36 protein-coding genes are annotated in these 25,092 nt (G+C 40.7%); 2 read left to right on the plus strand and 34 right to left on the minus strand.

Going from position 1 to position 25,092, the window contains the following annotated elements; translation table 11 throughout:
- Nucleotides 1-441 precede the first annotated feature (441 nt).
- A complete protein-coding gene (pbpC, locus tag HMPREF9455_RS13325; protein ID WP_006800232.1) occupies nt 442-2,835 on the plus strand; it encodes a penicillin-binding protein 1C in 2,394 nt (797 codons plus the stop codon).
- Nucleotides 2,836-3,177: 342 nt separating this feature from the next.
- Here the strand turns inward: pbpC and rplQ are convergent, their stop codons facing one another.
- From rplQ to HMPREF9455_RS13495, 34 genes are all read right to left on the minus strand, one after another.
- Nucleotides 3,178-3,810, minus strand: a complete 633-nt coding sequence (gene rplQ, locus HMPREF9455_RS13330) for a 50S ribosomal protein L17 (protein WP_006800233.1) — start codon at nt 3,808-3,810, stop codon at nt 3,178-3,180.
- Between the two features lie 8 nt (nt 3,811-3,818).
- Nucleotides 3,819-4,811 carry a DNA-directed RNA polymerase subunit alpha gene (locus HMPREF9455_RS13335; RefSeq protein ID WP_006800234.1) on the minus strand — a complete coding sequence of 331 codons (993 nt, stop codon included), beginning with the start codon at nt 4,809-4,811 and terminating at the stop codon, nt 3,819-3,821.
- 8 nt (nt 4,812-4,819) lie between these two features.
- Nucleotides 4,820-5,428: a 30S ribosomal protein S4 gene (gene rpsD / locus HMPREF9455_RS13340; RefSeq protein ID WP_006800235.1), complete on the minus strand. Its 609-nt coding sequence runs from the start codon at nt 5,426-5,428 to the stop codon at nt 4,820-4,822.
- A 109-nt stretch (nt 5,429-5,537) separates the two neighbouring features.
- On the minus strand, nt 5,538-5,927 hold the full coding sequence (rpsK, locus tag HMPREF9455_RS13345; RefSeq protein WP_006800236.1) for a 30S ribosomal protein S11: 390 nt from the start codon (nt 5,925-5,927) through the stop codon (nt 5,538-5,540).
- A 10-nt stretch (nt 5,928-5,937) separates the two neighbouring features.
- Nucleotides 5,938-6,318 carry a 30S ribosomal protein S13 gene (gene rpsM / locus HMPREF9455_RS13350; RefSeq protein WP_006800237.1) on the minus strand — a complete coding sequence of 127 codons (381 nt, stop codon included), beginning with the start codon at nt 6,316-6,318 and terminating at the stop codon, nt 5,938-5,940.
- A 33-nt stretch (nt 6,319-6,351) separates the two neighbouring features.
- Complete coding sequence (ykgO, locus tag HMPREF9455_RS21100) at nt 6,352-6,468, minus strand: type B 50S ribosomal protein L36 (RefSeq protein WP_006800238.1); 117 nt, start codon at nt 6,466-6,468, stop codon at nt 6,352-6,354.
- 11 nt (nt 6,469-6,479) lie between these two features.
- Nucleotides 6,480-6,698: a translation initiation factor IF-1 gene (gene infA / locus HMPREF9455_RS13355; RefSeq protein WP_006800239.1), complete on the minus strand. Its 219-nt coding sequence runs from the start codon at nt 6,696-6,698 to the stop codon at nt 6,480-6,482.
- An 18-nt stretch (nt 6,699-6,716) separates the two neighbouring features.
- Complete coding sequence (gene map, locus HMPREF9455_RS13360; protein ID WP_006800240.1) at nt 6,717-7,517, minus strand: type I methionyl aminopeptidase; 801 nt, start codon at nt 7,515-7,517, stop codon at nt 6,717-6,719.
- 11 nt (nt 7,518-7,528) lie between these two features.
- On the minus strand, nt 7,529-8,845 hold the full coding sequence (gene secY, locus HMPREF9455_RS13365) for a preprotein translocase subunit SecY (protein ID WP_006800241.1): 1,317 nt from the start codon (nt 8,843-8,845) through the stop codon (nt 7,529-7,531).
- A gap of 1 nt (nt 8,846) precedes the next feature.
- Nucleotides 8,847-9,296 (minus strand): 50S ribosomal protein L15, encoded by a 450-nt coding sequence (gene rplO / locus HMPREF9455_RS13370; protein ID WP_006800242.1) that lies wholly within the window; start codon nt 9,294-9,296, stop codon nt 8,847-8,849.
- A gap of 30 nt (nt 9,297-9,326) precedes the next feature.
- The gene (gene rpmD, locus HMPREF9455_RS13375; RefSeq protein ID WP_006800243.1) at nt 9,327-9,503 is read right to left on the minus strand and encodes a 50S ribosomal protein L30; all 177 of its coding nucleotides are present in this window, start codon (nt 9,501-9,503) and stop codon (nt 9,327-9,329) included.
- Nucleotides 9,504-9,521: 18 nt separating this feature from the next.
- Complete coding sequence (gene rpsE / locus HMPREF9455_RS13380; protein ID WP_006800244.1) at nt 9,522-10,040, minus strand: 30S ribosomal protein S5; 519 nt, start codon at nt 10,038-10,040, stop codon at nt 9,522-9,524.
- A 5-nt stretch (nt 10,041-10,045) separates the two neighbouring features.
- Nucleotides 10,046-10,390, minus strand: coding sequence for a 50S ribosomal protein L18 (gene rplR / locus HMPREF9455_RS13385; RefSeq protein WP_006800245.1), 345 nt, complete (start codon nt 10,388-10,390; stop codon nt 10,046-10,048).
- Nucleotides 10,391-10,409: 19 nt separating this feature from the next.
- On the minus strand, nt 10,410-10,964 hold the full coding sequence (rplF, locus tag HMPREF9455_RS13390) for a 50S ribosomal protein L6 (RefSeq protein ID WP_006800246.1): 555 nt from the start codon (nt 10,962-10,964) through the stop codon (nt 10,410-10,412).
- Between the two features lie 22 nt (nt 10,965-10,986).
- Nucleotides 10,987-11,382 carry a 30S ribosomal protein S8 gene (gene rpsH / locus HMPREF9455_RS13395; protein ID WP_006800247.1) on the minus strand — a complete coding sequence of 132 codons (396 nt, stop codon included), beginning with the start codon at nt 11,380-11,382 and terminating at the stop codon, nt 10,987-10,989.
- A 128-nt stretch (nt 11,383-11,510) separates the two neighbouring features.
- Nucleotides 11,511-11,780 carry a 30S ribosomal protein S14 gene (gene rpsN, locus HMPREF9455_RS13400; RefSeq protein ID WP_044216278.1) on the minus strand — a complete coding sequence of 90 codons (270 nt, stop codon included), beginning with the start codon at nt 11,778-11,780 and terminating at the stop codon, nt 11,511-11,513.
- Nucleotide 11,781: 1 nt separating this feature from the next.
- A complete protein-coding gene (gene rplE / locus HMPREF9455_RS13405; protein ID WP_006800249.1) occupies nt 11,782-12,345 on the minus strand; it encodes a 50S ribosomal protein L5 in 564 nt (187 codons plus the stop codon).
- Nucleotides 12,345-12,662 (minus strand): 50S ribosomal protein L24, encoded by a 318-nt coding sequence (gene rplX / locus HMPREF9455_RS13410; RefSeq protein ID WP_006800250.1) that lies wholly within the window; start codon nt 12,660-12,662, stop codon nt 12,345-12,347. The genes rplE and rplX overlap by 1 nt, the downstream gene beginning before the upstream one ends.
- A gap of 20 nt (nt 12,663-12,682) precedes the next feature.
- Nucleotides 12,683-13,048, minus strand: a complete 366-nt coding sequence (rplN, locus tag HMPREF9455_RS13415; RefSeq protein WP_006800251.1) for a 50S ribosomal protein L14 — start codon at nt 13,046-13,048, stop codon at nt 12,683-12,685.
- A 2-nt stretch (nt 13,049-13,050) separates the two neighbouring features.
- Nucleotides 13,051-13,308, minus strand: coding sequence for a 30S ribosomal protein S17 (rpsQ, locus tag HMPREF9455_RS13420; RefSeq protein WP_006800252.1), 258 nt, complete (start codon nt 13,306-13,308; stop codon nt 13,051-13,053).
- Between the two features lie 6 nt (nt 13,309-13,314).
- Nucleotides 13,315-13,512 carry a 50S ribosomal protein L29 gene (rpmC, locus tag HMPREF9455_RS13425; protein ID WP_006800253.1) on the minus strand — a complete coding sequence of 66 codons (198 nt, stop codon included), beginning with the start codon at nt 13,510-13,512 and terminating at the stop codon, nt 13,315-13,317.
- 5 nt (nt 13,513-13,517) lie between these two features.
- On the minus strand, nt 13,518-13,949 hold the full coding sequence (gene rplP / locus HMPREF9455_RS13430; RefSeq protein WP_006800254.1) for a 50S ribosomal protein L16: 432 nt from the start codon (nt 13,947-13,949) through the stop codon (nt 13,518-13,520).
- Nucleotides 13,950-13,971: 22 nt separating this feature from the next.
- On the minus strand, nt 13,972-14,730 hold the full coding sequence (gene rpsC / locus HMPREF9455_RS13435; protein ID WP_006800255.1) for a 30S ribosomal protein S3: 759 nt from the start codon (nt 14,728-14,730) through the stop codon (nt 13,972-13,974).
- 6 nt (nt 14,731-14,736) lie between these two features.
- Complete coding sequence (rplV, locus tag HMPREF9455_RS13440; protein ID WP_006800256.1) at nt 14,737-15,144, minus strand: 50S ribosomal protein L22; 408 nt, start codon at nt 15,142-15,144, stop codon at nt 14,737-14,739.
- 46 nt (nt 15,145-15,190) lie between these two features.
- The gene (gene rpsS / locus HMPREF9455_RS13445; protein ID WP_006800257.1) at nt 15,191-15,460 is read right to left on the minus strand and encodes a 30S ribosomal protein S19; all 270 of its coding nucleotides are present in this window, start codon (nt 15,458-15,460) and stop codon (nt 15,191-15,193) included.
- Between the two features lie 22 nt (nt 15,461-15,482).
- Nucleotides 15,483-16,307 carry a 50S ribosomal protein L2 gene (gene rplB, locus HMPREF9455_RS13450; protein WP_006800258.1) on the minus strand — a complete coding sequence of 275 codons (825 nt, stop codon included), beginning with the start codon at nt 16,305-16,307 and terminating at the stop codon, nt 15,483-15,485.
- Nucleotides 16,308-16,314: 7 nt separating this feature from the next.
- Nucleotides 16,315-16,608, minus strand: coding sequence for a 50S ribosomal protein L23 (gene rplW, locus HMPREF9455_RS13455; RefSeq protein ID WP_006800259.1), 294 nt, complete (start codon nt 16,606-16,608; stop codon nt 16,315-16,317).
- A gap of 10 nt (nt 16,609-16,618) precedes the next feature.
- Nucleotides 16,619-17,248 (minus strand): 50S ribosomal protein L4, encoded by a 630-nt coding sequence (gene rplD / locus HMPREF9455_RS13460; RefSeq protein ID WP_006800260.1) that lies wholly within the window; start codon nt 17,246-17,248, stop codon nt 16,619-16,621.
- On the minus strand, nt 17,248-17,862 hold the full coding sequence (rplC, locus tag HMPREF9455_RS13465) for a 50S ribosomal protein L3 (protein WP_006800261.1): 615 nt from the start codon (nt 17,860-17,862) through the stop codon (nt 17,248-17,250). Before rplC ends, rplD begins: the two co-directional genes overlap by 1 nt.
- 38 nt (nt 17,863-17,900) lie before the next feature.
- Nucleotides 17,901-18,206, minus strand: a complete 306-nt coding sequence (gene rpsJ, locus HMPREF9455_RS13470; RefSeq protein ID WP_006800262.1) for a 30S ribosomal protein S10 — start codon at nt 18,204-18,206, stop codon at nt 17,901-17,903.
- Between the two features lie 93 nt (nt 18,207-18,299).
- Nucleotides 18,300-20,423, minus strand: a complete 2,124-nt coding sequence (fusA, locus tag HMPREF9455_RS13475; RefSeq protein WP_006800263.1) for an elongation factor G — start codon at nt 20,421-20,423, stop codon at nt 18,300-18,302.
- A gap of 24 nt (nt 20,424-20,447) precedes the next feature.
- Nucleotides 20,448-20,924, minus strand: coding sequence for a 30S ribosomal protein S7 (rpsG, locus tag HMPREF9455_RS13480; protein ID WP_006800264.1), 477 nt, complete (start codon nt 20,922-20,924; stop codon nt 20,448-20,450).
- 163 nt (nt 20,925-21,087) lie between these two features.
- Nucleotides 21,088-21,510 carry a 30S ribosomal protein S12 gene (gene rpsL / locus HMPREF9455_RS13485; RefSeq protein ID WP_006800265.1) on the minus strand — a complete coding sequence of 141 codons (423 nt, stop codon included), beginning with the start codon at nt 21,508-21,510 and terminating at the stop codon, nt 21,088-21,090.
- Between the two features lie 360 nt (nt 21,511-21,870).
- Complete coding sequence (locus HMPREF9455_RS13495) at nt 21,871-23,364, minus strand: OmpP1/FadL family transporter (RefSeq protein WP_006800266.1); 1,494 nt, start codon at nt 23,362-23,364, stop codon at nt 21,871-21,873.
- A gap of 385 nt (nt 23,365-23,749) precedes the next feature.
- Between HMPREF9455_RS13495 and HMPREF9455_RS13500 the strand changes: the two genes are divergently transcribed.
- Nucleotides 23,750-24,976: an MFS transporter gene (locus HMPREF9455_RS13500; RefSeq protein WP_006800267.1), complete on the plus strand. Its 1,227-nt coding sequence runs from the start codon at nt 23,750-23,752 to the stop codon at nt 24,974-24,976.
- Nucleotides 24,977-25,092: the final 116 nt, after the last annotated feature.

The following is a 25,092-nucleotide window of genomic DNA, read 5'->3' on the forward strand; positions in this document are numbered from 1 at the left end:
TTTCTTTTGTACATTTACAGTAAAGTATAATATTACACGAGATAATTTACAGAATATCACAAAAGAAATAAGGTAATTTCAGCATAGGATATGACATTCTTATTATAACTTTATCTATATATTATAACCGGCTTATATTAAAGCCGGAAGAGAAAAAGTTACAATAGTAAAAATATGCAATATGTGTCAAGTTTGTCAGGTTTTGGATTTCATGTAAGCGCAATTCCGTGTTGTTATGCATTACTTACAAATATTTCGGTTCATCGGATTTACAATGCAAATGGACGAGAATAAAGTAAAAACAACAAATAAAAAATTATTAAAAAGTGTAACTTTTGTTACCTTTTTGAATTTTCAATTCACTCCCTACAAAGGAAATAATGAAAACAATGCAAAAGTTGTCAAGTTTGTCAAGTTTTAACAAGTAAGTAGAAAAGAAAAATGGTAACACAATACCTACGAATTATAAAATCTTTCCTTATTCGCCAATGGGAAGGATACAAGGGAGCAAAGAAGAAATACCAAATCGGTATTCCTCTGTGCCTTGTCTTACTTGTATGGTATATATTCTGTCTGCCATCACCACTATTCCATGTACCATACAGCACAGTAGTTTCCGACAGACACGGAGAGTTGCTAGGCGCGCGTATCGCCAACGATCAGCAATGGCGCTTCCCCACTTCCGACTCCATACCTGATAAATACAAGACCTGTCTGATAGAATTTGAAGACAGACATTTCAACCGCCACTGGGGCGTAAATCCATTAGCTCTGGCCCGTGCTATAAAACAAAACATCAGTAGCGGACGGATTGTAAGCGGAGCCAGTACTATTACCATGCAAACTATCCGCCTCTCGCGTAAAGAAAGCCGAACCTTCGGCGAAAAATTCATTGAGATGATCCTGGCCACCCGCCTCGAATTCTCTTATTCGAAAGACGAAATACTTAACCTGTACGCCTCACATGCTCCTATGGGTGGAAATGTAGTAGGTATAGAAGCTGCGTCGTGGCGATACTTCGGACATCAGGCGGCGACTTTGTCCTGGGCAGAAGCAGCCACCCTTGCAGTACTGCCCAACTCTCCTACCCTGATGCACTTTGGTAAGAACAGAGACAAATTGCTTACTAAAAGAAACAGGCTGTTGGAGCTATTGTACCAACGGGAGATACTGGATAAGGTGGATTACGAGCTGGCGGCATCCGAACCCCTGCCCTTCCAGCCACATCCCCTGCCACAGGTAGCGCCGCACCTTGTTACCCGCCTGTATAAAGAACAGGGAGGGAAGCATATAACTGCCACTATAGATAAATCGCAGCAGGAACGTATGGAGTCTGTTCTCAGCCGATGGAATGCCGAATTTTCACAAAACGGGATAAAGAATATAGCTGCCATAGTCTTCGACGTAGAAAAGAATGAGGTGGTGGCCTATTGCGGCAATGTAGACTTCGAAAAAAGCACGTCGGCTAATCAGGTAGATGTGATACAGGCGCCACGCAGTACAGGAAGTATACTGAAACCATTTCTATATTGTGCGATGCTACAGGAAGGCGAATTACTACCCGACCAGCTACTACCCGATGTACCTATCAACCTGAATGGCTTTGCTCCGAAGAATTTCAGCCTGCAATACGACGGAGCTACACATGCTTCTGAAGCGCTTGCCCGCTCGCTCAATGTACCGTTTGTTGTTTCGCTGCGCAAATATAGTGTCCCTAAATTCTACAACCTCCTAAAACGGGCAGGAATGACTACACTCAACCGCACTGCCGACAACTATGGCCTGTCGCTTATTTTAGGGGGTGCAGAAGGCAAGTTATGGGACATCAGTACCATATATCTTCAAATGGCTCAACAACTCAATACATACAATCAAGAGGGCCGGTATTATGATATGAAGCAGCCCTCATATATTTTTAATGAGAATAATAACGAAAAGGGAGATCGAATCCCTGCTCCATTATTCTCGGCAGGAGCTATCTGGCAAACCTTCGAAGCTCTGACAAACGTAAATCGCCCCGAGGAGATAGACTGGCGCTCTATCCCTTCTATACAGAAAATAGCATGGAAAACGGGAACCAGTTTTGGTTTCCGCGATGGATGGGCAGTAGGTATCAGCCCCAAATACGTTGTAGGGGTATGGGTGGGAAACTCTGACGGAGAAGGCCGTCCGGGACTTACAGGTGCGCGCACAGCAGGTATGGTGATGTTCGACATATTCAATGTCCTGCCGCAAAGCCGTTGGTTTGCCAGACCGGAGAATGATCTTGTAAGAGTCGAAATATGCCACGAAAGCGGCTGCCTGAAAAGTGTGAACTGTCCCGATACAGAGACTGATACGGTATGGGTAAGCAAAAAAGGGCTGAACGGCGCGGTTTGCCCTTATCACAAGCTAGTACATTTATCCGAAGATATGAAGTATCAGGTATATGACGAATGCGCAGGTAAAAGGGGCATTATCCATACTTCATGGTTTATACTGCCTCCGTCGTGGGAATGGTATTACAAAGAGCAACACCCGGCATACCGTCCGTTGCCTCCGTATTCACCCGAGTGCAGAGAAGATTCTGACATAAGGCTGATGGAGTTTATCTATCCTTTCCCGAATGCAATCATTAGCTTACCGAAGCAATTGGATGGCACTCCCGGCCAGTTGGTTTTCGAACTGGCTCACCGTTCTCCGCAAAACCGGGTATTCTGGCATCTGGATGGACAATATATCGGAGAAACTAAAGGGTTCCATAAAATGGAGTATAGTCCGGCTAAGGGAGAGCACCATTTGATAGCTGTTGATGAAAGCGGAGAAAGTATTTCGGTAAAATTTTCAATAAAATGATTATTTTTTATAATGCACAATTATTTGATTATAAACACATTATATGGTTATCATTGAAAAATTGCAATATTTATTCATTTTTTTAAAATTCGTTATGCAACGTTTTACATATTTAGCCATCTTATAATTGTAGAGTAGTAAAAATACCTACTAGCGAATAGACAGACTTCCCAACCTTACACAGAGTTTTTTTACAAACTACATGGCTTCACATTCACATTCGCTACTGATGTGATGTTCTGAAAACAATAGTTCGACAGAAGAGCTAGCTTTTATTAAGCAAAAAAAAGTATCCTGAATCCAGGATACTTTTTTTATTATATTAAACAAGAGTATAACCTCTTATTCTTCAGTCTTTGGCTTCTCTTCTGCAGCAGGAGCCTCAGGAGCCACTTCATCTACTACAGGCAAAGATCCCGGAGCAGCTTCTAATGCTTCCACTTCTTCCACAACCGGTGCTTCAGGAGCAACTACATCTTTAGCTTTCGCTTTAGGAGCCGCAGCGCCTTTAGCAGCAGTTTCAGGTTGGTCCGCAGCCTTCTTAGATCTACGGGTTCTACCTTTCGATGCAGCTTTCTTCTCCTTCAACATATTTTCGTTATAGTCTACCAATTCGATAAAACACATAGATGCATTATCACCCAAACGGTTACCTGTTTTGATGATACGGGTGTATCCTCCCGGGCGATCAGCTACTTTCTGAGATATGTTCTGGAACAACTCAGTTATGGCAGCCTTAGTCTGATTGCTGTTTATCTTAAGATCCTGGAAAACCAGACGTCTCGAATGTGTTGTATCTTCTTTCGATTTTGTAATCATCGGCTCTATAACCTTCTTCAAAGCCTTCGCTTTGGCCACGGTCGTAAAGATACGTTTATTAGGGCTCATGATCAAAGATACACACATATTAGCCAGCATGGCATTTCTGTGTGAGCTGGTACGCCCTAAATGATTAAATTTTTTATTATGTCTCATGTCGCTTACTAATCTTTATCTAATTTATATTTAGAAATATCCATACCGAAAGACAGGCTCAGGCTATCCAATAGTTCATCAAGCTCGGTAAGTGATTTCTTACCAAAGTTTCTGAATTTAAGAAGGTCATTCTTATTGAATTGCACTAATTCACCCAGTGTTTCTACCTCTGCCGACTTCAAACAGTTAAGAGCACGAACCGAAAGGTTCATATCAGATAACTTAGTCTTAAGCAGCTGACGCATATGCAGAATTTCTTCATCGAATTCTTCGTTTCCATCTACTTCGCTTTGTTCAAGGAGAATCTTCTCATCAGAGAACAACATAAAGTGGTGGATAAGAATCTTTGCAGCTTCTTTCAATGCATCCTTTGGATGAATAGATCCGTCGGTTGCTATTTCTATAACAAGTTTCTCATAGTCCGTTTTTTGTTCTACACGATAGTTTTCTATCGAATATTTTACATTACGGATGGGAGTATAAATAGAATCAATAGCTATAACATTAACATCGTCGGACAGATTGCGATTTTCATCAGCAGGTACGTATCCACGGCCTTTGTTAATATTCAATTCGATTTGGAAGCTTGCGTTCTTGTCTAAATGACAGATTTCCAAGTCAGGGTTCAATACTTCAAATCCTGACAGATGCTTTCCAATATCTCCAGCTTTGAATACTTCGGCACCTGAGACTGTAATACTCACCTTCTCGTTTTCGATCTCTTCTACTATCTGCTTGAAACGTACTTGTTTCAGATTCAGAATGATATTTGTAACATCTTCTATAACACCCGGTACGGTGGCAAATTCATGTTCAACACCGTCGATTTTTATAGAAGTGATAGCAAAACCTTCAAGAGATGAAAGCAGAATACGGCGTAAAGCATTACCAACGGTAATACCATATCCGGGTTCTAAGGGACGAAATTCGAATTTTCCGAAGAAATCGTCCGCTTCTAACATCAATACTTTATCCGGTTTTTGAAATGCTAATATAGCCATGAATTTAATTAATTTTTAGAATACAACTCTACGATCAACTGCTCTTTAATGTTTTCAGGGATATCTGCTCTTTCAGGCAGGTGAAGAAACTTACCTGTCATAGATGCTGCATCCCATTCGATCCAAGGGTATTTGCTATGGTTAAACCCAGACAATGCTTCACTTACTACTTCGAGAGATTTTGATTTCTCACGAACTGCGATCAATTGTCCCGGCTTGATTGTATAAGACGGAATATTCACGACTGAGCCATCCACTGTAATGTGGCGGTGAGATACAAGCTGACGGGCAGCTGCTCTCGTAGGTGCTATTCCAAGACGGAAAACGATGTTATCCAATCTTGATTCCAACATTTGAAGCAACACTTCACCTGTGATACCACGTGATGAAAGCGCTTTGTCAAACATATTACGGAATTGTCTTTCAAGCACACCATATGTGTATTTTGCTTTTTGCTTTTCACGCAATTGAATACCGTACTCCGACGATTTTTTCTTCCTTCCGTTCCCGTGTTGTCCGGGAGGATAGTTCTTTTTAGAAAGAACTTTGTCAGGTCCGAATATTGGCTCTCCGAATTTACGGGCGATTTTTGATTTTGGTCCAGTATATCTTGCCATTTCTTTTCTAATTAATAATTGATGAAAGCTGAAATTGTGCAGCCGCGATTACAGAGAGGGTAAACTTGCAATCAAAATCACAATTTAAGTTCCAAATTTAAAATTTTGATTAAACTCTTCTGTGTTTTGGAGGACGGCATCCGTTGTGAGGAAGCGGAGTAACGTCAACGATTTCTGTTACTTCTATTCCTGCTGCATGGATAGTACGGATAGCAGACTCACGTCCGTTGCCCGGTCCTTTTACATACACTTTTACTTTTCTCAATCCTAAGTCAAATGCAACTTTAGCACAATCTGATGCTGCCATTTGAGCTGCGTACGGGGTGTTCTTCTTTGAACTTCTGAAACCCATTTTCCCTGCCGAAGACCAGCTGATTACCTGGCCATCGCTGTTTGTAATCGAAATAATGATATTGTTGAAAGAAGAATGCACATGAGCTTGTCCTGTAGCATCCACTTTAACGTTTCTCTTTTTCGCTGCGACTGTTTTCTTTGCCATATCAAATTAATTATTTTGTAGCTTTTTTCTTGTTAGCAACAGTTTTCTTTCTACCCTTACGTGTACGGGCATTATTTTTAGTACTCTGACCTCTCAAAGGTAGACCGATACGGTGACGGATACCTCTGTAACAGCCTATATCCATCAATCGCTTGATATTGAGCTGTACTTCCGAACGCAAGTCCCCTTCTACTTTAAACTGGGCAGCGATAATTTCACGCACTTTACCTGCCTGATCATCATTCCAGTCTTTTACTTTGACATCTTTGTCTATTCCTGCTTCAGCAAGGATTTTGTTAGCAGAACTACGTCCGATACCATAAATGTATGTCAAGGCTATCTCGCCTCTTTTATTTTGTGGTAAATCGACACCAACTATTCTTATTGCCATATATTTTTTCGATTAATTTGCAAAATTAATAAATTATCCCTGACGTTGTTTGTACTTAGGATTTTTTTTGTTAATAACGTATAAGCGTCCTTTTCTTCTGACAATTTTGCAATCAGCAGTACGCTTCTTCAATGATGCTCTTACTTTCATATGTTTGTTTTTTATTTGTATCTGAATGAAATCCGTCCTTTTGATAAATCATAGGGTGACATTTCCACACGTACTCTATCTCCCGGAAGTATTTTGATATAGTGCATACGCATCTTTCCTGAGATGTGCGCTGTTATTTCATGTCCGTTTTCAAGTTCGACACGAAACATTGCGTTCGATAGTGCTTCTACGATCACTCCGTCTTGTTCTATTGCTGCCTGTTTAGCCATATATATAATAAAAGGTTTTTAAATTGCGTTATTTCCTAAAACAGCTTCTACAAATTCAAATGTAGATAAAATATCAGCTTTACCCTGACGAATAGCCACAGTATGCTCGAAGTGGGCCGAGGGTTTACGATCACGGGTTCTGATAGTCCAACCATCGCTTTCGAAAACAACATTTTTGCTTCCCATGTTAATCATCGGCTCTATTGCTATACACATCCCTTTTTTGAGTAAGGGACCTGTACCCCGTCTGCCATAGTTAGGAACTTCAGGCGCTTCATGCATCTTACGTCCTATACCATGTCCTACCAGTTCGCGAACGACCGAATAACCACGCTTCTCACAATATGTCTGAACGGCATCACCGATATCGCCTATGCGATTACCATCTACAGCCTTTTCTATTCCTTTATAAAGAGCCTCTTTCGTTGCCCTAAGCAAAGCCTTCACGTCTTCTGCTACTTCTCCTACACAAAATGTATAGGCTGAATCACCGCAAAATCCGTTTTTCTCTGTACCACAATCGACAGAAATAATATCACCGTCTTTAAGAACATAGTCTGTTGGAAATCCATGCACAACCTGTTCATTAACTGAAGCACAAATTGCACCCGGAAAATCCACAGCGCCCGGAGCACCCTTATATCCCAAGAAAGAAGGTCTGGCTCCATGATCCTGTATAAATTCTTTTGCAATTTTATCTAATTGAGCCGGAGTAACCCCCGGTTTTATATGCTTTGCCATTTCGCCCAAGGTCATACCTACAAGGCGATTGGCTTCGCGCATCAATTCGATCTCTTCGTCTGTTTTCAGAAATATCATTTATAACCTCCTTAATATGCTGCAATTGAACCAGAACGACCTTTGATTCTTCCCGATTTCAATAAACCGTCATAATGTCTCATCAACAAGTGACTTTCGATCTGCTGTAATGTATCCAACACAACCCCAACAAGAATCAACAATGATGTTCCTCCAAAGAATTGTGAGAATTCACGGCTCACACCAAAGTAGCTGGCAAACGCAGGAAGAATAGCAACCATAGCCAGGAACAATGATCCCGGGAATGTTATACGAGACATGATAGAATCGATATAATCTGCTGTTTTCTTCCCAGGCTTGATACCGGGTATAAATCCGTTATTACGTTTCAGTTCGTCAGCCATCTGCACAGGGTTTATAGTCACAGCTGTGTAGAACCATGTGAAAGCAATAATAAGAAATGCAAACACAACATTGTATGCTACACTGGTATGATCCATAAAAGAACCCCAGAATCCGCCTTTTTCGGTAGAGAATCCCGCAATAGAGATCGGTACAAACATAATTGCCTGAGCAAAGATGATCGGCATCACGTTAGCAGCATTAACCTTCAATGGTATATACTGACGTGCACCACCATATTGTTTGTTTCCTACAACTCTTTTTGCATATTGTACCGGTATACGGCGTGTACCTTGTACCAACAGAATTGCACCGCAAATAATAAGCAATAAGAATACAATCTCTGCAAGGAACATTACCAATCCACCTCCCTGGCTTGCCAGACGTGAAGAAAATTCACCGATAAGCGCATGTGGCAGACGGGCTATAATACCCACCAAAATGATGAAAGAGACTCCGTTTCCGATACCTTTATCTGTGATACGCTCTCCTAACCAAAGAACAAACATACTACCTCCGGCCAAAATAATGGTTGAAGGAATAAGAAATTCCCATGAAGTAGGAGCTGCCGCACCCAGCGCACCTAACAGGTATGCCGGTCCTTGAAATAGAAGTATGGCTACTGTCAGATAACGTGTGTACTGGTTCATTTTGGTACGCCCGCTTTCTCCTTCGCGCTGTAGCTTTTGGAAATATGGCACAGCCATACCCAACAACTGCATAACGATAGAAGCGGAGATATAAGGCATAATACCCAACGCAAAAATTGATGCATTAGCAAATGCACCTCCCGAGAACATGTTCAATATGTCCAGAATACCCCCTGAAGTCTTAGCCTGAAGGGCATTAAGAGCTTCCGGGTCTACTCCTGGCAGAACGATATGAACTCCGAAGCGATAGATCACCACGAAAAAGAAGGTAATCATGAGTCTTTTTCTAAGATCCTCAATCTTCCATATATTTTCCAGTGTTTTTACTAATCCCATCTTACTTCAGTTTAGTTACTGTTCCACCTATTGCTTGAATTGCAGCCTCTGCTGTTTTTGAGAAAGCGTGAGCTTCAACATCTACCTTTGTAGTGATGGCTCCGTTTCCTAATATTTTCACTAATTGATTGGAAGAAATAAAACCTGCATCGATCAATGTCTGAATATCGATTTTAGCAAGCTTCTTAGTTTCTGCCAAACGTTGCAATACATCCAGGTTGATGGCTTTGTATTCTACTCGGTTTATGTTTTTAAATCCGAATTTAGGCAAACGGCGTTGGATAGGCATCTGCCCTCCTTCAAATCCGATCTTCTTAGAATAACCTGATCTGGACTTAGCTCCTTTATGACCTCTTGTGGAAGTGCCACCTAATCCTGAACCCGTACCACGTCCGATTCTTTTTCCGGTTTTAGTTGATCCTTCAGCAGGTCTCAAATTTGATAAACTCATATTTTTATATTTTTTATCTTATAAACTAAATTACTCTACAATAGTAACCAAATGGTGTACTTTGTTGATCATTCCTCTGATAGCAGGTGTATCTTCGTGTTCTACTACACGGTTCAACTTTTTCAGCCCAAGAGCGTCTAAAGTTAACTTTTGGTCTTTCGGACACTTGATTCTGCTCTTAACTTGTTTAACTTTAATCTTTGCCATAATAAGTTTCTTTGCAAATTAACCTTTAAACACTTTTTCCATAGAAATACCTCTGTTCTGAGCTACAGTGTATGCATCTCTCAGCTCTCCTAAAGCTTCGATAGTAGCCTTCACAAGGTTGTGAGGGTTTGACGAACCTTTCGATTTAGCCAATACGTCTGTTACACCTACGCTCTCAAGTACGGCGCGCATCGCACCTCCTGCTTTCACCCCTGTACCGGGAGCAGCCGGGCGAATAAGTACTTCAGAACCTCCAAAACGGGCAACTTGCTCGTGAGGTACTGTTCCTTTAAGTACCGGAACTTTGATAAGGTTTTTCTTAGCAGCTTCAACTCCTTTAGCTATAGCTGTCGTTACTTCACCAGCTTTACCAAGACCCCAGCCTACTATACCATCTTCATTTCCTACCACTACGATAGCAGCGAAACTGAATGTACGTCCCCCTTTTGTTACTTTAGTAACACGGTTGATCGCAACTAGCCTGTCTTTTAATTCGATATCGTTGGTCGATTTTACTCTATTGTTAACTCCTGCCATGTCTATTAAAATTTAAGTCCACCGTTACGGGCAGCATCTGCCAATTCTTTAATTCTACCATGGTACAGGTAACCGTTACGGTCAAATACCACAGTTGTTACACCAGCTTCCTGAGCATTCTTAGCAATTAGTTCGCCAACTTTCGCAGCTATTTCTTTTTTAGGAGCTTTGTCTGTTATTTTGAGAGACGAAGCCGCTGCCAAAGTCTTACCTGTAAGATCGTCGATAACTTGCGCATATATTTGCTTGTTGCTTCTGAACACTGTCAGACGCGGACGTTCGGTAGTTCCTGAGATCTTTCCGCGTACGCGTAATTTTATTTTATTTCTTTTATCTGTCTTTGTTACCATGATTACTACAGTTTATGATTTATTTACCTGCGGTTTTACCAGACTTGCGACGGATAACTTCACCGACAAAGCGTATACCTTTACCTTTATAAGGTTCCGGTTTACGGAATGAGCGAATTTTCGAGCAAACCTGACCGATCAGTTGTTTATCACAAGATTCTAAAATGATTAGCGGATTCTTGTTTCTCTCAGATTTTGTTTCAAGGTTTACTTCTTTTGGCAACATCAAAAAGATATTGTGAGTATAACCTAATGAAAGTTCCAAGATCTGACCGTTGTTTGAAGCACGGTAACCAACCCCTACTAATTCCAATTCTTTGCGATATCCTTCAGAAACTCCAACAATCATGTTGTTGATCAACGATCTGTACAATCCATGTAAAGAACGGTGAGCTTTTTCATCAGATGGACGTGTTACTGACAACACACCATTTTCAACAGAGACTTTGATATCCGGATTAACTTCTTGCGATAGTTCTCCTTTTGGTCCTTTTACTGTAACTAAATTATCCTTGCCAACAGTAATATTTACTCCGGCCGGAAGATTTATGGGTAATTTTCCTATTCTTGACATAACTTTACTATCCTCCCCTTAATTAATAAACATAACACATTACTTCGCCGCCAACTTTCAGCTCGCGAGCTTCTTTGTCTGTCATCACTCCTTTTGAGGTAGATACTACAGCTATACCCAGTCCGTTAAGGACACGAGGCAAATCTTTATACCCTACATATTTACGAAGACCTGGAGACGAAACACGGATTAATTTCTTAATCGCGTTCACTTTATTTACAGGATCGTATTTCAAAGCTATTTTGATAGAGCCTTGAGGTCCTTCTTCTACAAACTTATAGTTAAGAATGTAGCCTTTTTCCAAGAGAATTTTTGTAATCTCTTTTTTCAAATTTGACGCCGGAATTTCTACAACTCTGTGTCCAGCCATGATGGCGTTTCTTACACGCGTCAAATAATCTGCTATTGGATCTGTCATGATTAAATTGATTTAAATTAATCCCGACTGTCGGGACAATATTTAAAAACTGTTTTTATAATAAAAGAGTGAAAAATGAAGAATGAACGCATCAATTCATAATTCTTCATTTATCATTCTTTGTCTTTTTACCAACTTGCTTTTTTCACTCCCGGTATCAAACCTTTAGAAGCCATTTCCCTGAATTGGATACGGGAAATTCCGAACTGGCGGATAAAGCCTTTCGGACGACCTGTAAGGCTGCAACGGTTATGCAGGCGTACTGGTGAAGCATTCTTAGGTAGAGCTTGCAGCGCTTCGTAATCGCCTTCGGCTTTGAGTTGCGCTCTCTTAGCTGCATATTTAGCAACCATCTTAGCTCTTTTTACCTCACGAGCTTTCATTGATTCTTTTGCCATCTTATATCAATTCTTTTTTTGCGTTCTTAAATGGTAATCCGAACTCTCTCAGCAGGGCATACCCTTCTTCATCCGTTTTCGCGGAAGTTACAAAGGTAATATTCATTCCCAAAATACGACTAATATTGTCGATATTAATTTCAGGGAAGATGATTTGCTCCTGGATACCTAATGTATAATTTCCTCTTCCGTCAAGCTTGCTTTCGATACCTTTGAAGTCGCGGATACGAGGCAATGCTACACGTACAAGTCTTTCAAGAAACTCATACATTCTGTCGTGGCGCAGTGTAACCATCACACCGATAGGCATTTTCTTACGCAACTTGAAGTTTGAGATATCTTTCTTAGAGTATGTCGCTACTGCTTTTTGTCCGGTGATAGTTGTAATTTCGTTAATCGCTGTTTCGATTATTTTCTTATCGGCAACTGCTATACCAAGACCTTGGTTGATTACTATTTTCTTCAATACAGGAACCTGCATCGATGATTTATAACCGAATTCTTTCATCAAAGAAGCTACAATACGGTCTTTATAATCTGTTCTAAGAGTTGTTGTATTGCTCATTATTTAATTTCCTCCCCTGATTTTTTAGCGTAACGTACTAGCTTTCCATTCACTTCTTTACGACCAATACGTGTAGGTTTTCCCGATTTAGGGTCTACTACGTTAAGGTTTGAGATATGAATAGCAGCTTCTTTTTTCTCTATTCCTCCCTGAGGACTTTTAGCGTTAGGCTTAGTAGATTTGGATACCATGTTCAGGCCTTCAACGATAGCGCGGTTCTTTTCAACCAACACTTTCAGTACGCGGCCGGTTTTACCTTTGTCGACACCGGTATTCACATAAACTATATCGCCTTTTTTGATATGTAATTTACTCATTGCTTTTTTAGTTTTATGGATTATAGTACCTCTGGTGCCAACGAAACGATTTTCATATTAGTTGCGCGAAGTTCGCGGGCAACTGGTCCGAAAATACGGCTTCCTCTGATTTCACCTGCTGCGTTTAGCAATACACAAGCATTGTCATCGAAGCGGATATAAGAACCGTCTACACGGCGGATTTCTTTTTTAGTACGCACGATGATAGCTTTTGTTACAGCACCTTTCTTAATATCACTCGAAGGGATTACATTCTTGATAGCAACCACAATCACATCCCCTACAGACGCATAACGTCTTCTTGTACCGCCTAATACGCGGATACATAAGCATTCTCTAGCTCCACTGTTATCAGTAACTACTAGTCTTGATTCTTGTTGTATCATAATTATTTAGCCCTTTCGATTATTTCGATTAATCTCCATCTTTTAGTTTTACTCAACGGACGAGTTTCCATAATGCGTACTGTGTCGCCGATGTTACACTCGTTCTTTTCGTCGTGAGCATGATATTTCTTCGTTTTGTTAACGAATTTTCCATAAATAGGGTGTTTTTCTTTCCATTTTACAGCTACTGTGATGGTTTTATCCATCTTGTTGCTGAAAACGACCCCGAATCTTTCTTTTCTTAAATTTCTCGTTTCCATCAGCTCTTATTTATTTTTTAGTTCTCTGTGGCGGATCTCTGTTAAGAAACGTGCGATATCGCGACGTTTTTCTTTAATCTTAGTCGGAGCATCCAATGGAGATACACTGTGGTTTAACACCAATTGGTTTAATGCTATTTTTTCAGCATCTAATCTTTCTTTCAATTCTTTGTCCGAAAGTTCTCTTACTTCTGCAATTTTCATACTTCTTAAGCGTTTTGAGTTAAGTCATAATCTCTGCGAACTATAAATTTAGTAGTCACAGGAAGCTTTTGTGCTGCAAGGCGCAATGCTTCTTTTGCCACATCATAAGATACTCCTTCGATTTCGAATAGTATTCTACCAGGTGTAACCGGTGCAACGAACCCTTCAGGAGATCCCTTACCTTTACCCATACGGACTTCGGCAGGTTTCTTAGTGATTGGTTTGTCAGGGAAAATTCTAACCCAAACTTGTCCTTGACGCTGCATGTAACGAGTTACTGCAATACGGGCCGCTTCTATCTGGCGCCCTGTGATCCATTTGTTCTCCAGGGTTTTGATGCCAAACGAACCGAAAGCCAGTTCATGCCCTCTCTGAGCATTACCTTTCATACGACCTTTTTGCTGTCTTCTGAATTTTGTTTTCTTCGGTTGTAACATTTTACTTCAAACGTTTTTTTAATTACTTTCTCTTATTTCTCTTGAAACCTTTTCCCTGTTCTCTGTCGCCTCTGTCGTTACGACGGTCACCACCACCTCTGTTGTTAGAGTGGCCACCATCTTTAGACGCAACAAATGAAGGTGCAAGGTCTTTCTTGCCGTAAACTTCTCCACGGCAAATCCATACTTTGATACCTATCAAACCAACTTTTGTCAATGCTTCGGCATGTGCATAGTCAATATCGGCACGGAATGTATGAAGTGGAGTACGTCCTTCTTTATACATTTCTGAACGAGCCATTTCCGCTCCGTTCAAACGGCCCGATATCTGTATTTTGATACCTTCGGCACCCATTCTGATTGTAGAAGCGATAGCCATCTTGATAGCACGGCGGTAAGCGATTTTGCCTTCCACCTGACGTGCTACATTGTTAGCTACGATAACTGCATCCAGTTCAGGTTTTTTGATTTCGAAAATATTGATTTGAATATCTTTATCTGTAATTTTCTTCAACTCTTCTTTCAGTTTGTCTACTTCCTGTCCACCTTTACCGATAATGATACCCGGACGTGCTGTACAAACTGTAATAGTTACAAGTTTTAGTGTTCTTTCGATAACGATACGCGATACACTGGCTTTAGCTAGACGGGCATTCAGATATTTACGGATTTTGCTGTCTTCCAACAGTGTGTTGCCGTAATTTTTGCCTCCATACCAGTTAGAGTCCCATCCTCTGATGATTCCTAAACGATTTGCTATTGGATTTACTTTTTGTCCCATCTGCTATTAATTTTGATTTTCTTTATTTAGTGTATCTACGTGAAGGGTCACATGGTTTGAACGCTTACGTATTCTGTAACCTCTTCCCTGTGGAGCAGGACGCATTCTTTTCAGCATTGCGCCACCATCTACGTTTATCAATGATACAAATAGCTCACCATTTTCTGCTTTACGTTCATTTTTAGCTTCCCAGTTTGCGATAGCTGAACGCAATAGTTTTTCTAATCTGGCAGCAGCTTCTTTATTTGAGTATTTCAATACACCAAGCGCTCTGAATGCCTCCATTCCACGGATCATGTCAGCCACAAGGCGCATTTTGCGTGGTGAAGTCGGTACATCGTTCAACTTGGCAAAAGAAATGGTTTTTTGAGCTTCCTTTCTTTTTTCAGCTGTTATTCTTTTTCTAGCACCCATTATTTTTAATGTTTTCTTTTAATTAATTTATTGGCTTCTGCTCCAATTATTTTTTCTTGTTACCTCCGTGTCCACGGAATGTACGTGTGAGGGAGAATTCTCCTAATTTATGTCCTACCATATTTTCTGTCACATATACCGGAATGAATTTGTTTCCGTTATGAACAGCAATAGTGTGACCTACAAAGTCAGGAGAGATCATTGAAGCCCTTGCCCATGTCTTAACTACAGCTTTTTTACCTGACTCATTCATGGCCAAGACTTTTTTCTCAAGCTTAACATTAATATACGGGCCTTTTTTTAACGAACGACTCATAATTTCTTAATTAATCAGGTTATTATTTCTTTCTTCTTTCGATTATGTACTTAGAAGAATGTTTCTTAGGAGCTCTAGTCTTAAGACCCTTAGAATACAATCCTTTACGTGATCTTGGGTGTCCTCCCGAAGCGCGACCTTCACCACCACCCATTGGGTGATCGACTGGGTTCATTACAACACCACGGTTGCGAGGGCGACGTCCAAGCCAGCGAGAGCGTCCGGCTTTACCTGATTTTTCAAGAGCATGATCTGAATTACCTACACTACCTACAGTAGCTTTACAAGCCAATAGGATTTTGCGTGTTTCGCCCGAAGGCATTCTTATGATAGCATAGTCTCCTTCGCGGGAAGTCAACTGTGCAAATCCACCTGCCGAACGAACCATTTTAGCTCCTTGTCCGGGACGTAATTCAATGTTATGAATAACTGTACCAATTGGAATCTTTGCCAGTGGCAATGTATTTCCAACTTCAGGAGCAGCTTCGGCTCCTGACATCACTGTCTGACCTACTACCAATCCCTGAGGAGCCAGAATATATGTTTTTGCTCCGTCAGCGTAATATAACAATGCGATACGAGCCGAACGGTTCGGATCGTATTCTATCGATTTTACAGTGGCTGGTATTCCGTCTTTTGTTCTCTTGAAGTCGATTAGCCTCAATTGTCTTTTGTGACCACCACCAAGATAACGCATTGTCATCTTTCCTTGGTTGTTACGGCCACCTGACGCTTTTTTACCGACTACAAGGGATTTTTCTGGTACACTTGCAGTGATTTCTTCGAATGTACCAATAATTTTGTGTCTTTGCCCCGGTGTTGTGGGCTTTAATTTACGTACTGCCATTTTTTATTTAGATATTACTAAAAAAGTCTATACTCTCACCTTGTTTAAGGGTGATTATCGCTTTCTTGAAAGCTGAAGTTTTACCACTGATTACACCAGCTTTAGTGTAGCGGCTTTTACGTTTTCCGTCGTATTTGATTGTGTTCACTGACTCAACCGTTACGCCGTAAAGTTCTTCTATCGCTTTCTTAATCTCCACTTTGTTTGCATCTGGAGCAACACGAAAACCATAACGATTCGGGAATTTTTCCGAAATCGCAGTTTGTTTTTCTGTTAATATTGGTTTAATTATAATTCCCATAGTATCCTCCTTATGCTTTTAAAAGGTTATCTATAACAGCAACCGATGACTCAGCCAATACCAGACTTGAACAGTTAAGTATTGAGTAAGTATTTAAATCAGAAGCTTTTACAACTTTTACTCTTTCTAAATTACGAGCCGACAAATATACATTTTTATTTTGGTCTGGCAAAACTAGAAGTATCTTTTTATCAGCCACTTGCAAATTTTTAGTCAATGCTACGAAATCCTTTGTTTTCGGTGCATCGAAAGAGAAGTCTTCAACTATTACGATCTGGTTTCCTTTTGCTTTGGTAGCAAGAGCAGATTTACGTGCAAGCTGCTTTACTTTCTTATTTAATTTGAAGCTGTAATCTCTTGGTTTTGGACCGAATACACGGGCACCTCCAACCAATACCGGAGAGTTGATATCACCACGACGTGCACCACCTCCACCTTTCTGGCGGATCAATTTGCGTGTACTTCCCGACATTTCACTTCTTTCTTTAGATTTGTGAGTTCCCTGACGTTGGTTTGCCAGGTATTGTTTCACATCTAACCAAAGAACGTGTTCGTTAGGTTCAATTCCATAAATAGCATCATTCAACGCTACTTTTTTACCGGTATCTTTACCGTTTTTATCTAATACACTCAGTTCCATTATTTCTCAATTATTACGATTGAACCTTTACTTCCCGGTACAGAGCCTTTAATCAACAAAAGATTGTGTTCCGGAATCACTTTAATTACTTCAAGGTTTTGGACAGTTGTGCGTACATTACCCATTTGTCCGCCCATTCTTGTTCCCTTAAATACCTTCGCAGGGTAAGAACAAGCACCGATAGAACCCGGAGCACGAAGACGGTTGTGTTGTCCCAAAGTAGCTTGTCCTACCCCACCGAAATTGTGGCGTTTAACAACCCCCTGGAACCCTTTACCTTTCGATGTTCCGATAACATCTACATACTGTGCATCTTCTAAGAAGTCTACAGTAAGTACATCGCCTAGTTTGCGACCTTCAATTCCTTTGAACTCGGCCAAGTGTCTTTGAGGTGCTACTCCAGCTTTTTTGAAATGTCCGGCTTGTGGCTTAGCTGTGTGCTTGTCTTTCTTTTCAACAAACCCTAGCTGTAAAGCTTCGTAACCGTCTTTCTCAACTGTTTTTACCTGAGTAACAACACAAGGACCCACTTCGATAACAGTGCATGGAATATTTTTTCCCTCGGCACTGAAAACGGATGTCATTCCGATTTTTTTTCCTAATAATCCTGGCATTTCTCTTAATTATTTATTTAAACTAGTATAAAAATTCATCAAACTTTGATTTCAACTTCAACACCACTTGGCAACTCAAGTTTCATTAGCGCATCTACTGTTTTAGCTGTAGAGCTGTAGATGTCGATCAATCTTTTATAAGAAGATAGTTCGAATTGCTCGCGAGACTTCTTGTTAACGAAAGTTGAACGGTTTACAGTAAAGATACGTTTGTGTGTTGGCAACGGAATTGGACCGCTTACTACTGCACCTGTTGCTTTTACTGTTTTAACGATTTTCTCGGCAGACTTGTCTACCAGCATGTAATCGTAAGATTTTAGTTTAATTCTAATTTTTTGACTCATTGTCTGTTTTTAATTAGTTATTCAAAAATTTATTATATAAAATAGATTCAGACTGCGATTAAGAGTCATTTACTAACCGCAGCCTGTATTTTATTATTTAATTAGATCGACACGTCCTTTAACATCGGTTAATACCTGGCGTGCAATCGATGGAGATACTACCTCGTAGTGAGAGAATGTCATTGCTGATGTTGCTCTACCTGATGTAATTGTTCTCAACGATGTTACATAACCAAACATTTCTGCCAAAGGCACTTTTGCTTTCACAATACGCGCACCCGAACGGCTCGATTCCATACCTTCCACTTGTCCGCGACGTTTGTTCAGGTCGGAAATTACATCACCCATGCTTTCTTCCGGAGTAACAACTTCCAGTTTCATAATAGGCTCCTGCAATACCGGACTTGCTTTCTCACAAGCATTTTTGAATGCAAACTTAGCAGCAAGTTCGAATGACAACTGGTCAGAGTCCACTGTATGGTATGAACCATCTACAAGCACCACTTTCAGTTTATCAAGCGCATATCCTGCAAGTACACCATTCTTCATTGCAGCAGCAAATCCTTTCTGTACAGAAGGGATAAATTCTTTAGGAACGTTACCACCCTTCACTTCATCGATGAATTGTAGTTCACCTTCGAATCCTGCATCTGTAGGACCAACTTTAACAATAATATCGGCAAACTTACCACGACCTCCCGATTGTTTCTTATAAACTTCGCGAAGTTCCACTGTCTGGGAGATTGCTTCTTTATAGGATACCTGTGGACGTCCCTGGTTACATTCCACCTTGAACTCACGTTTCAGACGGTCAATGATAATTTCCAAGTGAAGCTCACCCATACCTTCGATGATTGTCTGACCTGAGTCTTCATCTGTATGCACACGGAATGTCGGATCCTCTTCTGACAGCTTAGCAAGACCATTAGAAAGCTTATCCACATCTTTTTGAGTGATAGGTTCGATTGCGATTCCGATAACCGGTTCAGGGAAGTCCATAGACTCCAGAACAATCGGATTATTTTCATCACACAATGTATCACCTGTACGGATATCTTTAAATCCTACACCTGCGCCTATATCACCACAACCAATCACATCCTTAGGATTTTGTTTGTTTGAGTGCATCTGGAACAGACGGGAAATACGTTCTTTCTTCTCAGAACGGGTATTATATACATAAGAACCGGCAGCCAACTCTCCTGAATATACACGGAAGAAACACAAACGTCCTACAAACGGGTCAGTAGCGATCTTAAACGCTAAGGCACACATAGGTTCGTCCGGACTAGGGTGACGTACGATTGTATTTCCGTTTCTAGGATCTGTTCCTTCGATAGCTAATGTATCGATAGGGCTAGGAAGGAATTTACATACGCCGTCCAATAATGGTTGTACACCTTTGTTCTTAAATGAAGAACCGCAAAACATCGGGTTGATCTGCATAGAAAGAGTTCCGATACGAAGCGCTGCAAGTATTTCGTCTTCAGTAATAGAAGAAGGATCATCGAAGAATTTCTCCATCAATGTTTCATCACATTCAGCAGCTTTTTCCAGCATTTTTTCTCTCCACTCCTGAGCTTCAGCCAAGTACTCTGCCGGAATTTCATCCAGTTCGTAGTCAGCACCCATAGTTTCGTCGTGCCAGTACATCGCCTTCATTTTCACTAAGTCGACGATTCCTTTGAAGTTTTCTTCTGCACCGATAGGTATCTGTACCGGACATGGATTTCCGTTCAGCATTTCTTTTATCTGGCGAACTACTTCAAAAAAGTCTGCACCTGAACGGTCCATCTTGTTCACATAACACATACGAGGCACATCGTATTTGTCAGCCTGACGCCACACTGTTTCCGATTGAGGCTCTACCCCACTTACTGCATCGTAAGCAGCGATAGCTCCGTCAAGGATACGAAGCGAGCGTTCTACCTCTACTGTAAAGTCAACGTGTCCGGGAGTATCTATAAGGTTAATTTTAAATACCTCATTATTATATTTCCAGCTCGCTGTAGTAGCAGCAGATGTGATAGTGATACCACGCTCCTGTTCTTGCTCCATCCAGTCCATAGTGGCAGCGCCATCATGTACCTCACCGATCTTATGAGTAAGACCTGTGTAGAACAAAATACGTTCGGAGGTAGTGGTTTTACCGGCATCAATGTGAGCCATGATGCCTATATTTCTTGTATTTCTTAAATTGTCGATAATTTTTGCCATCGGTTTATAGCTCTTTCCTTTTTGTTAAAATCTGAAATGAGCGAAAGCACGGTTAGCCTCAGCCATTTTGTGCATATCCTCTTTTCTTTTATATGCGCCTCCTTGGCCATTGAATGCATCTGTAATTTCAGCGCCTAATTTATCGGCCATAGTCTTCCCGCCTCTCTTGCGAGCATACAGGATAAGATTTTTCATACAGATTGATTCTTTGCGGTCAGGGCGAATTTCGGTAGGAACCTGAAATGTTGCACCACCTACACGGCGAGACTTCACTTCTACTTGCGGAGTTACATTATCTAATGCTGCTTTCCATATCTCAAGAGCAGACTTTTCTTCGTTTGGTAATTTTTTCTTTACAATTTCTAATGCTGTATAGAAAATATCGAACGCAGTCGATTTTTTACCATCGTACATCAAGTGGTTAACAAACTTTGTAACCTTTACATCACCGAAAACAGGATCCGGAAGGATCTGTCTTTTCTTTGGTTTTGCCTTTCTCATTGTTTACTTAAAAAATTTTGTTTTTGTTTTTGGTTGCCAATTTTCTGATGTCTTCAACGGTTCCGCCGAACCATTTACTCAACCCATGTATAGCCTATCCAATAAACTTAAACCGTTTTAATACTTAATTAAAAATCTCGGTTAAAGGGATTGCCTCAAGGGATTATTTTTTCTTACCCCCTTTAGCTGGTGCACCTTTAGCTGGCGCTGCTCCCGGTTTAGGACGTTTTGCTCCGTACTTAGAGCGACGTTGTGTACGACCGTTAACACCGGCTGTATCCAATGTTCCGCGAACAATGTGATAACGAACACCCGGAAGGTCTTTCACACGGCCACCTCTAACAAGTACAATCGAGTGCTCCTGCAAGTTATGTCCTTCTCCAGGAATATAAGCATTCACCTCTTTTGTGTTTGTTAAGCGCACACGTGCCACTTTACGCATCGCTGAGTTAGGTTTCTTAGGAGTAGTTGTGTACACGCGAATACAAACACCTCTGCGTTGAGGGCAAGAATCCAATGCACGGGATTTACTCTTTTCAACCAAAACAGTACGTCCTTTTCTTACTAATTGTTGAATCGTAGGCATCTTGTTTTAATCTTTAGAACTTTAAATTCAATTTTTATTATACATTTTACTTTATCGAACAACACAATAAACAGAAGCTATTTCAATGACAATCAAATATTTGCCACCAAAACAAGCCTCTTTTCATGCTTTATTCGGGTTGCAAATGTAGACATAATCAGCAAGATACACAAATAATTACAAAAAAAAATAAGAAAAAGCGAATGAATAAACTTATTAGGTTCAGCGGATTAGTTATTACCTGCTTAATTCATTTCCGTTCCGATTATTTAATCAAATTCATTCATCAAAAAGAGCAGGAAAGATTTTGATCTTTCCTGCTCCTATACTATTAATTATATAATTTGTATACGGTCTACCTTAAAACGAAATATCCACTCCCGCAGCAAACACCTTATTGGTACGAGAGAATATATCTTTACCCGGAACCGGAGTCTGGTCTGCAGGGATTACATTGTTATAATTATCCCAATTTTTCTCATAATCAGAGTATGTAGTCCAGAAATAACCGACATTAATCTTTACGTTTTTAGCTACATTTACCGCACCACCTAAACCAATAGAATAGGAGTTACAAGAAAAGCTCAGGTCTGTCTGGTATCCGTCAGTTACACCATAACGGGTTATTTGTCCTCCGGCACTAACAAGAAACATGCGATCTATCTGATACTCAATACCAGCAAGATATTCATTTGTCCCTCCATTAATAAAGTTTTGCTTTTCAATTTTTTCCGACGTATTTGCAGGATTTGTAACTGTTGCCATGCCTGCATCCGAATCGAAGAAATGGTGATAACCCACACTCGCCAACAACTTCGGTGTTATCTGATACGAAACCCCTACTGTATATAGCGCAGGTATGTCATGAGCTGTATTTACCCCATCCTTAAACTGTCCGGTATCATCACGTTTTGTTTTATTCTCTACATTAAGCGCAGTTTTGAACTCATACTTCATACCAATATTCAGATTCTTATAGTTGAAGTTAAATCCTAATATCGGGGATATTCCCCAACCCGACTGAGAAGATTCAAGATACATATCGGAAGTCTTCGTAGCAAGACCTTCCAACGTTGGTTTATACTGCGCCGGAAGGGCAGGATTCTGTGCCAGTCCTTCAAAATAATCGGGAGCAGAAACCATTGTACCTGTACCCAAAGCCGGAACATTAGACGTAGGATTTATCATGATATTCCTCAAATGTCCTTCATATTTATTATTCACAATATTAAGGCGGAAACCTGCATATGCAGAAAACATATCGTTTATTTCGTAAGAGCCTCCGATTTGCGCGCCATATATAAATGACGAACCTCTCATATATGCATCCACGGAATACTGATTTGCTGTCAATGTAGCACCTGGCATTGCCTGTCCTACCAATGCCCCTAACTTAGTAACCGTTCCGGGCAGTACGGCCAGCTGCGCTTCGAAAGAAGGAAGGCCTCTATCGAATGTAGCCTTACCACCGCCTCCTGTAACCGCGATATTTCCGGAAAGCACCCATTTACCTGTTTTATAGGCGGCCTGCAAACTTGGAATGATAGGCGCTGATGCTGTTCCTTCAAATTCTTTTGTTGCGCTGCCGCCAAAACCGGCGAAAGGTGCAAAAGTAGAAGTGATAGTTCTGGTCTGAAAAGCACTTTGATTAGTAAATGAAAAATGGAATCCGTCATTTAGTTTCACCAAACCAGCAGGATTTGTATATGCAGCATCAATCTGAAGTGATGCATCACGGGCAACCATTCTGATAAAGTGGGCACTTTGATTGGTATTAGTCAATATACCTCCTGCAAAAATAAAAGAGGCCTGACATAGAGATAAAATGGTTATCAGTAGAGATTTCTTATTCATTATTAATAAAATTAGTTAAATGAGGGGACAAAGATATGAGTATTATATTAGTTTCAAAAGAAACTACGTTAAAAATACGACTTTATCTTACTGATAATCAAATATTTGTTGTCTATGCAACTATATTGAATATCTAATATCTTGACTCAATAACATTTACATTCAAGAAAAAAATGTACCTTTGCAACACTAAAAAAATACTACAATGAGACTCATACGTCTTTTCACCATTCTCTATCACTGAGGGACTCCTCATTCCTCGCAATCCTTAATTTTAATTAAGGCAAAATCCATTTTCACATACATTTGTTTAATATACAACAAATCACAGACACACACTGGTTTGTTTAACACACAGCTCTTTCTATCAGAGTAAATTACATTTATGAATAATTGGAAAAGAACATTCATTATCATATGGTCGGGACAATTTTTCTCTACACTGACCAGTTCTATAGTAGGCTTCGCAGTCGTATTCTGGCTTAGTATAAAAACAGGTTCGCCCGAAGTCCTGGCCTCTGCCATGATTGCCGTGCTGCTCCCTTTCATTATCCTCGGCTTGTTCACAGGGGTATATGTAGACCGCTGGGACAGAAAACGCACAATGATACTAGCAGATAGCTTCGTCGCTCTCTGTTCGGCAGCATTAGGTCTCCTTTTTTATTTGGAAATGACCCCGTTGTGGCTCATCTATCTTCTGCTGGCATTACGCTCGGCAGGAAGCGCATTCCACATGCCTGCCATGCAGGCATCCGTTCCGTTGTTGGCTCCCGAAAGCGAGTTGATGCGCATTGCTGGGATAAATCAGATGATACAGTCTATCAGCAATATTGCAGGCCCGGCACTGGGGGCTGTACTTATATCATTCCTTAGCATGACTTATGTAATGATGTTCGACGTCTTGGGCGCAGCAATAGCCTGTATATCGCTTCTATTCGTAAAGATACCGAATCCTGAAAAGAAAGAAGACATCGATCCTAATGTATGGCTGGAAGTGAAAGAGGGAATCAGACACCTGTTCATGAACAGGGGAATCACCTATCTTATGGTTTCGGTAATAGGAATTACATTCTTTATAGTACCTATCGCCGCTCTTTATCCATTAATGACAACGAGTTACTTCGGTGGAAATGCCTACCAGATGGGACTGGTAGAAACAGCATGGGGTATCGGCATGCTGATAGGGGGAGCAGTTCTCAGCCTCAAATTTATGAAGACCGCAAATAAGGTTTTAAGTATGAACATTGTAGCTATGGGGCTGGGTATAACATACTGGGCTATGGGTATATTGCCTACATCAGGCTTTGCCTTATTTGTCGTACTAACTGCCCTCAGCGGGATAGCAGGCTCCATATACTGGAGTTCCTTTACGGTAATCCTGCAAACTAAAATAGATCCGGCCGCACTGGGTCGTGTATTTTCCATATACGATAGCATAAGCCTGCTGCCAACGATACCGGGATTACTTGCCACCGGATTTATTGCTGAAAGAATAGGGTTACTCAATGCGTTTATCATAGCAGGAGTGGCAACACTTGCCATAGGTGCAATTGCCAGCTTCGTTCCGGCGATAAAAAGGTTAGGCTACACCACAAGGGGAGTAAAAGAATGAATCCGTTAAATTAACGTAATTAAATAGCCCCTTTAACCGAATCATAAAACTAATAGCCGAAAGTAAATGTTGTAATTGAATACAAAGGTTTACTTCACATAATTAACCCCTTAATT

The sequence above is a fragment of the Dysgonomonas gadei ATCC BAA-286 genome (genome assembly GCF_000213555.1).
Classification (GTDB): domain Bacteria; phylum Bacteroidota; class Bacteroidia; order Bacteroidales; family Dysgonomonadaceae; genus Dysgonomonas; species Dysgonomonas gadei.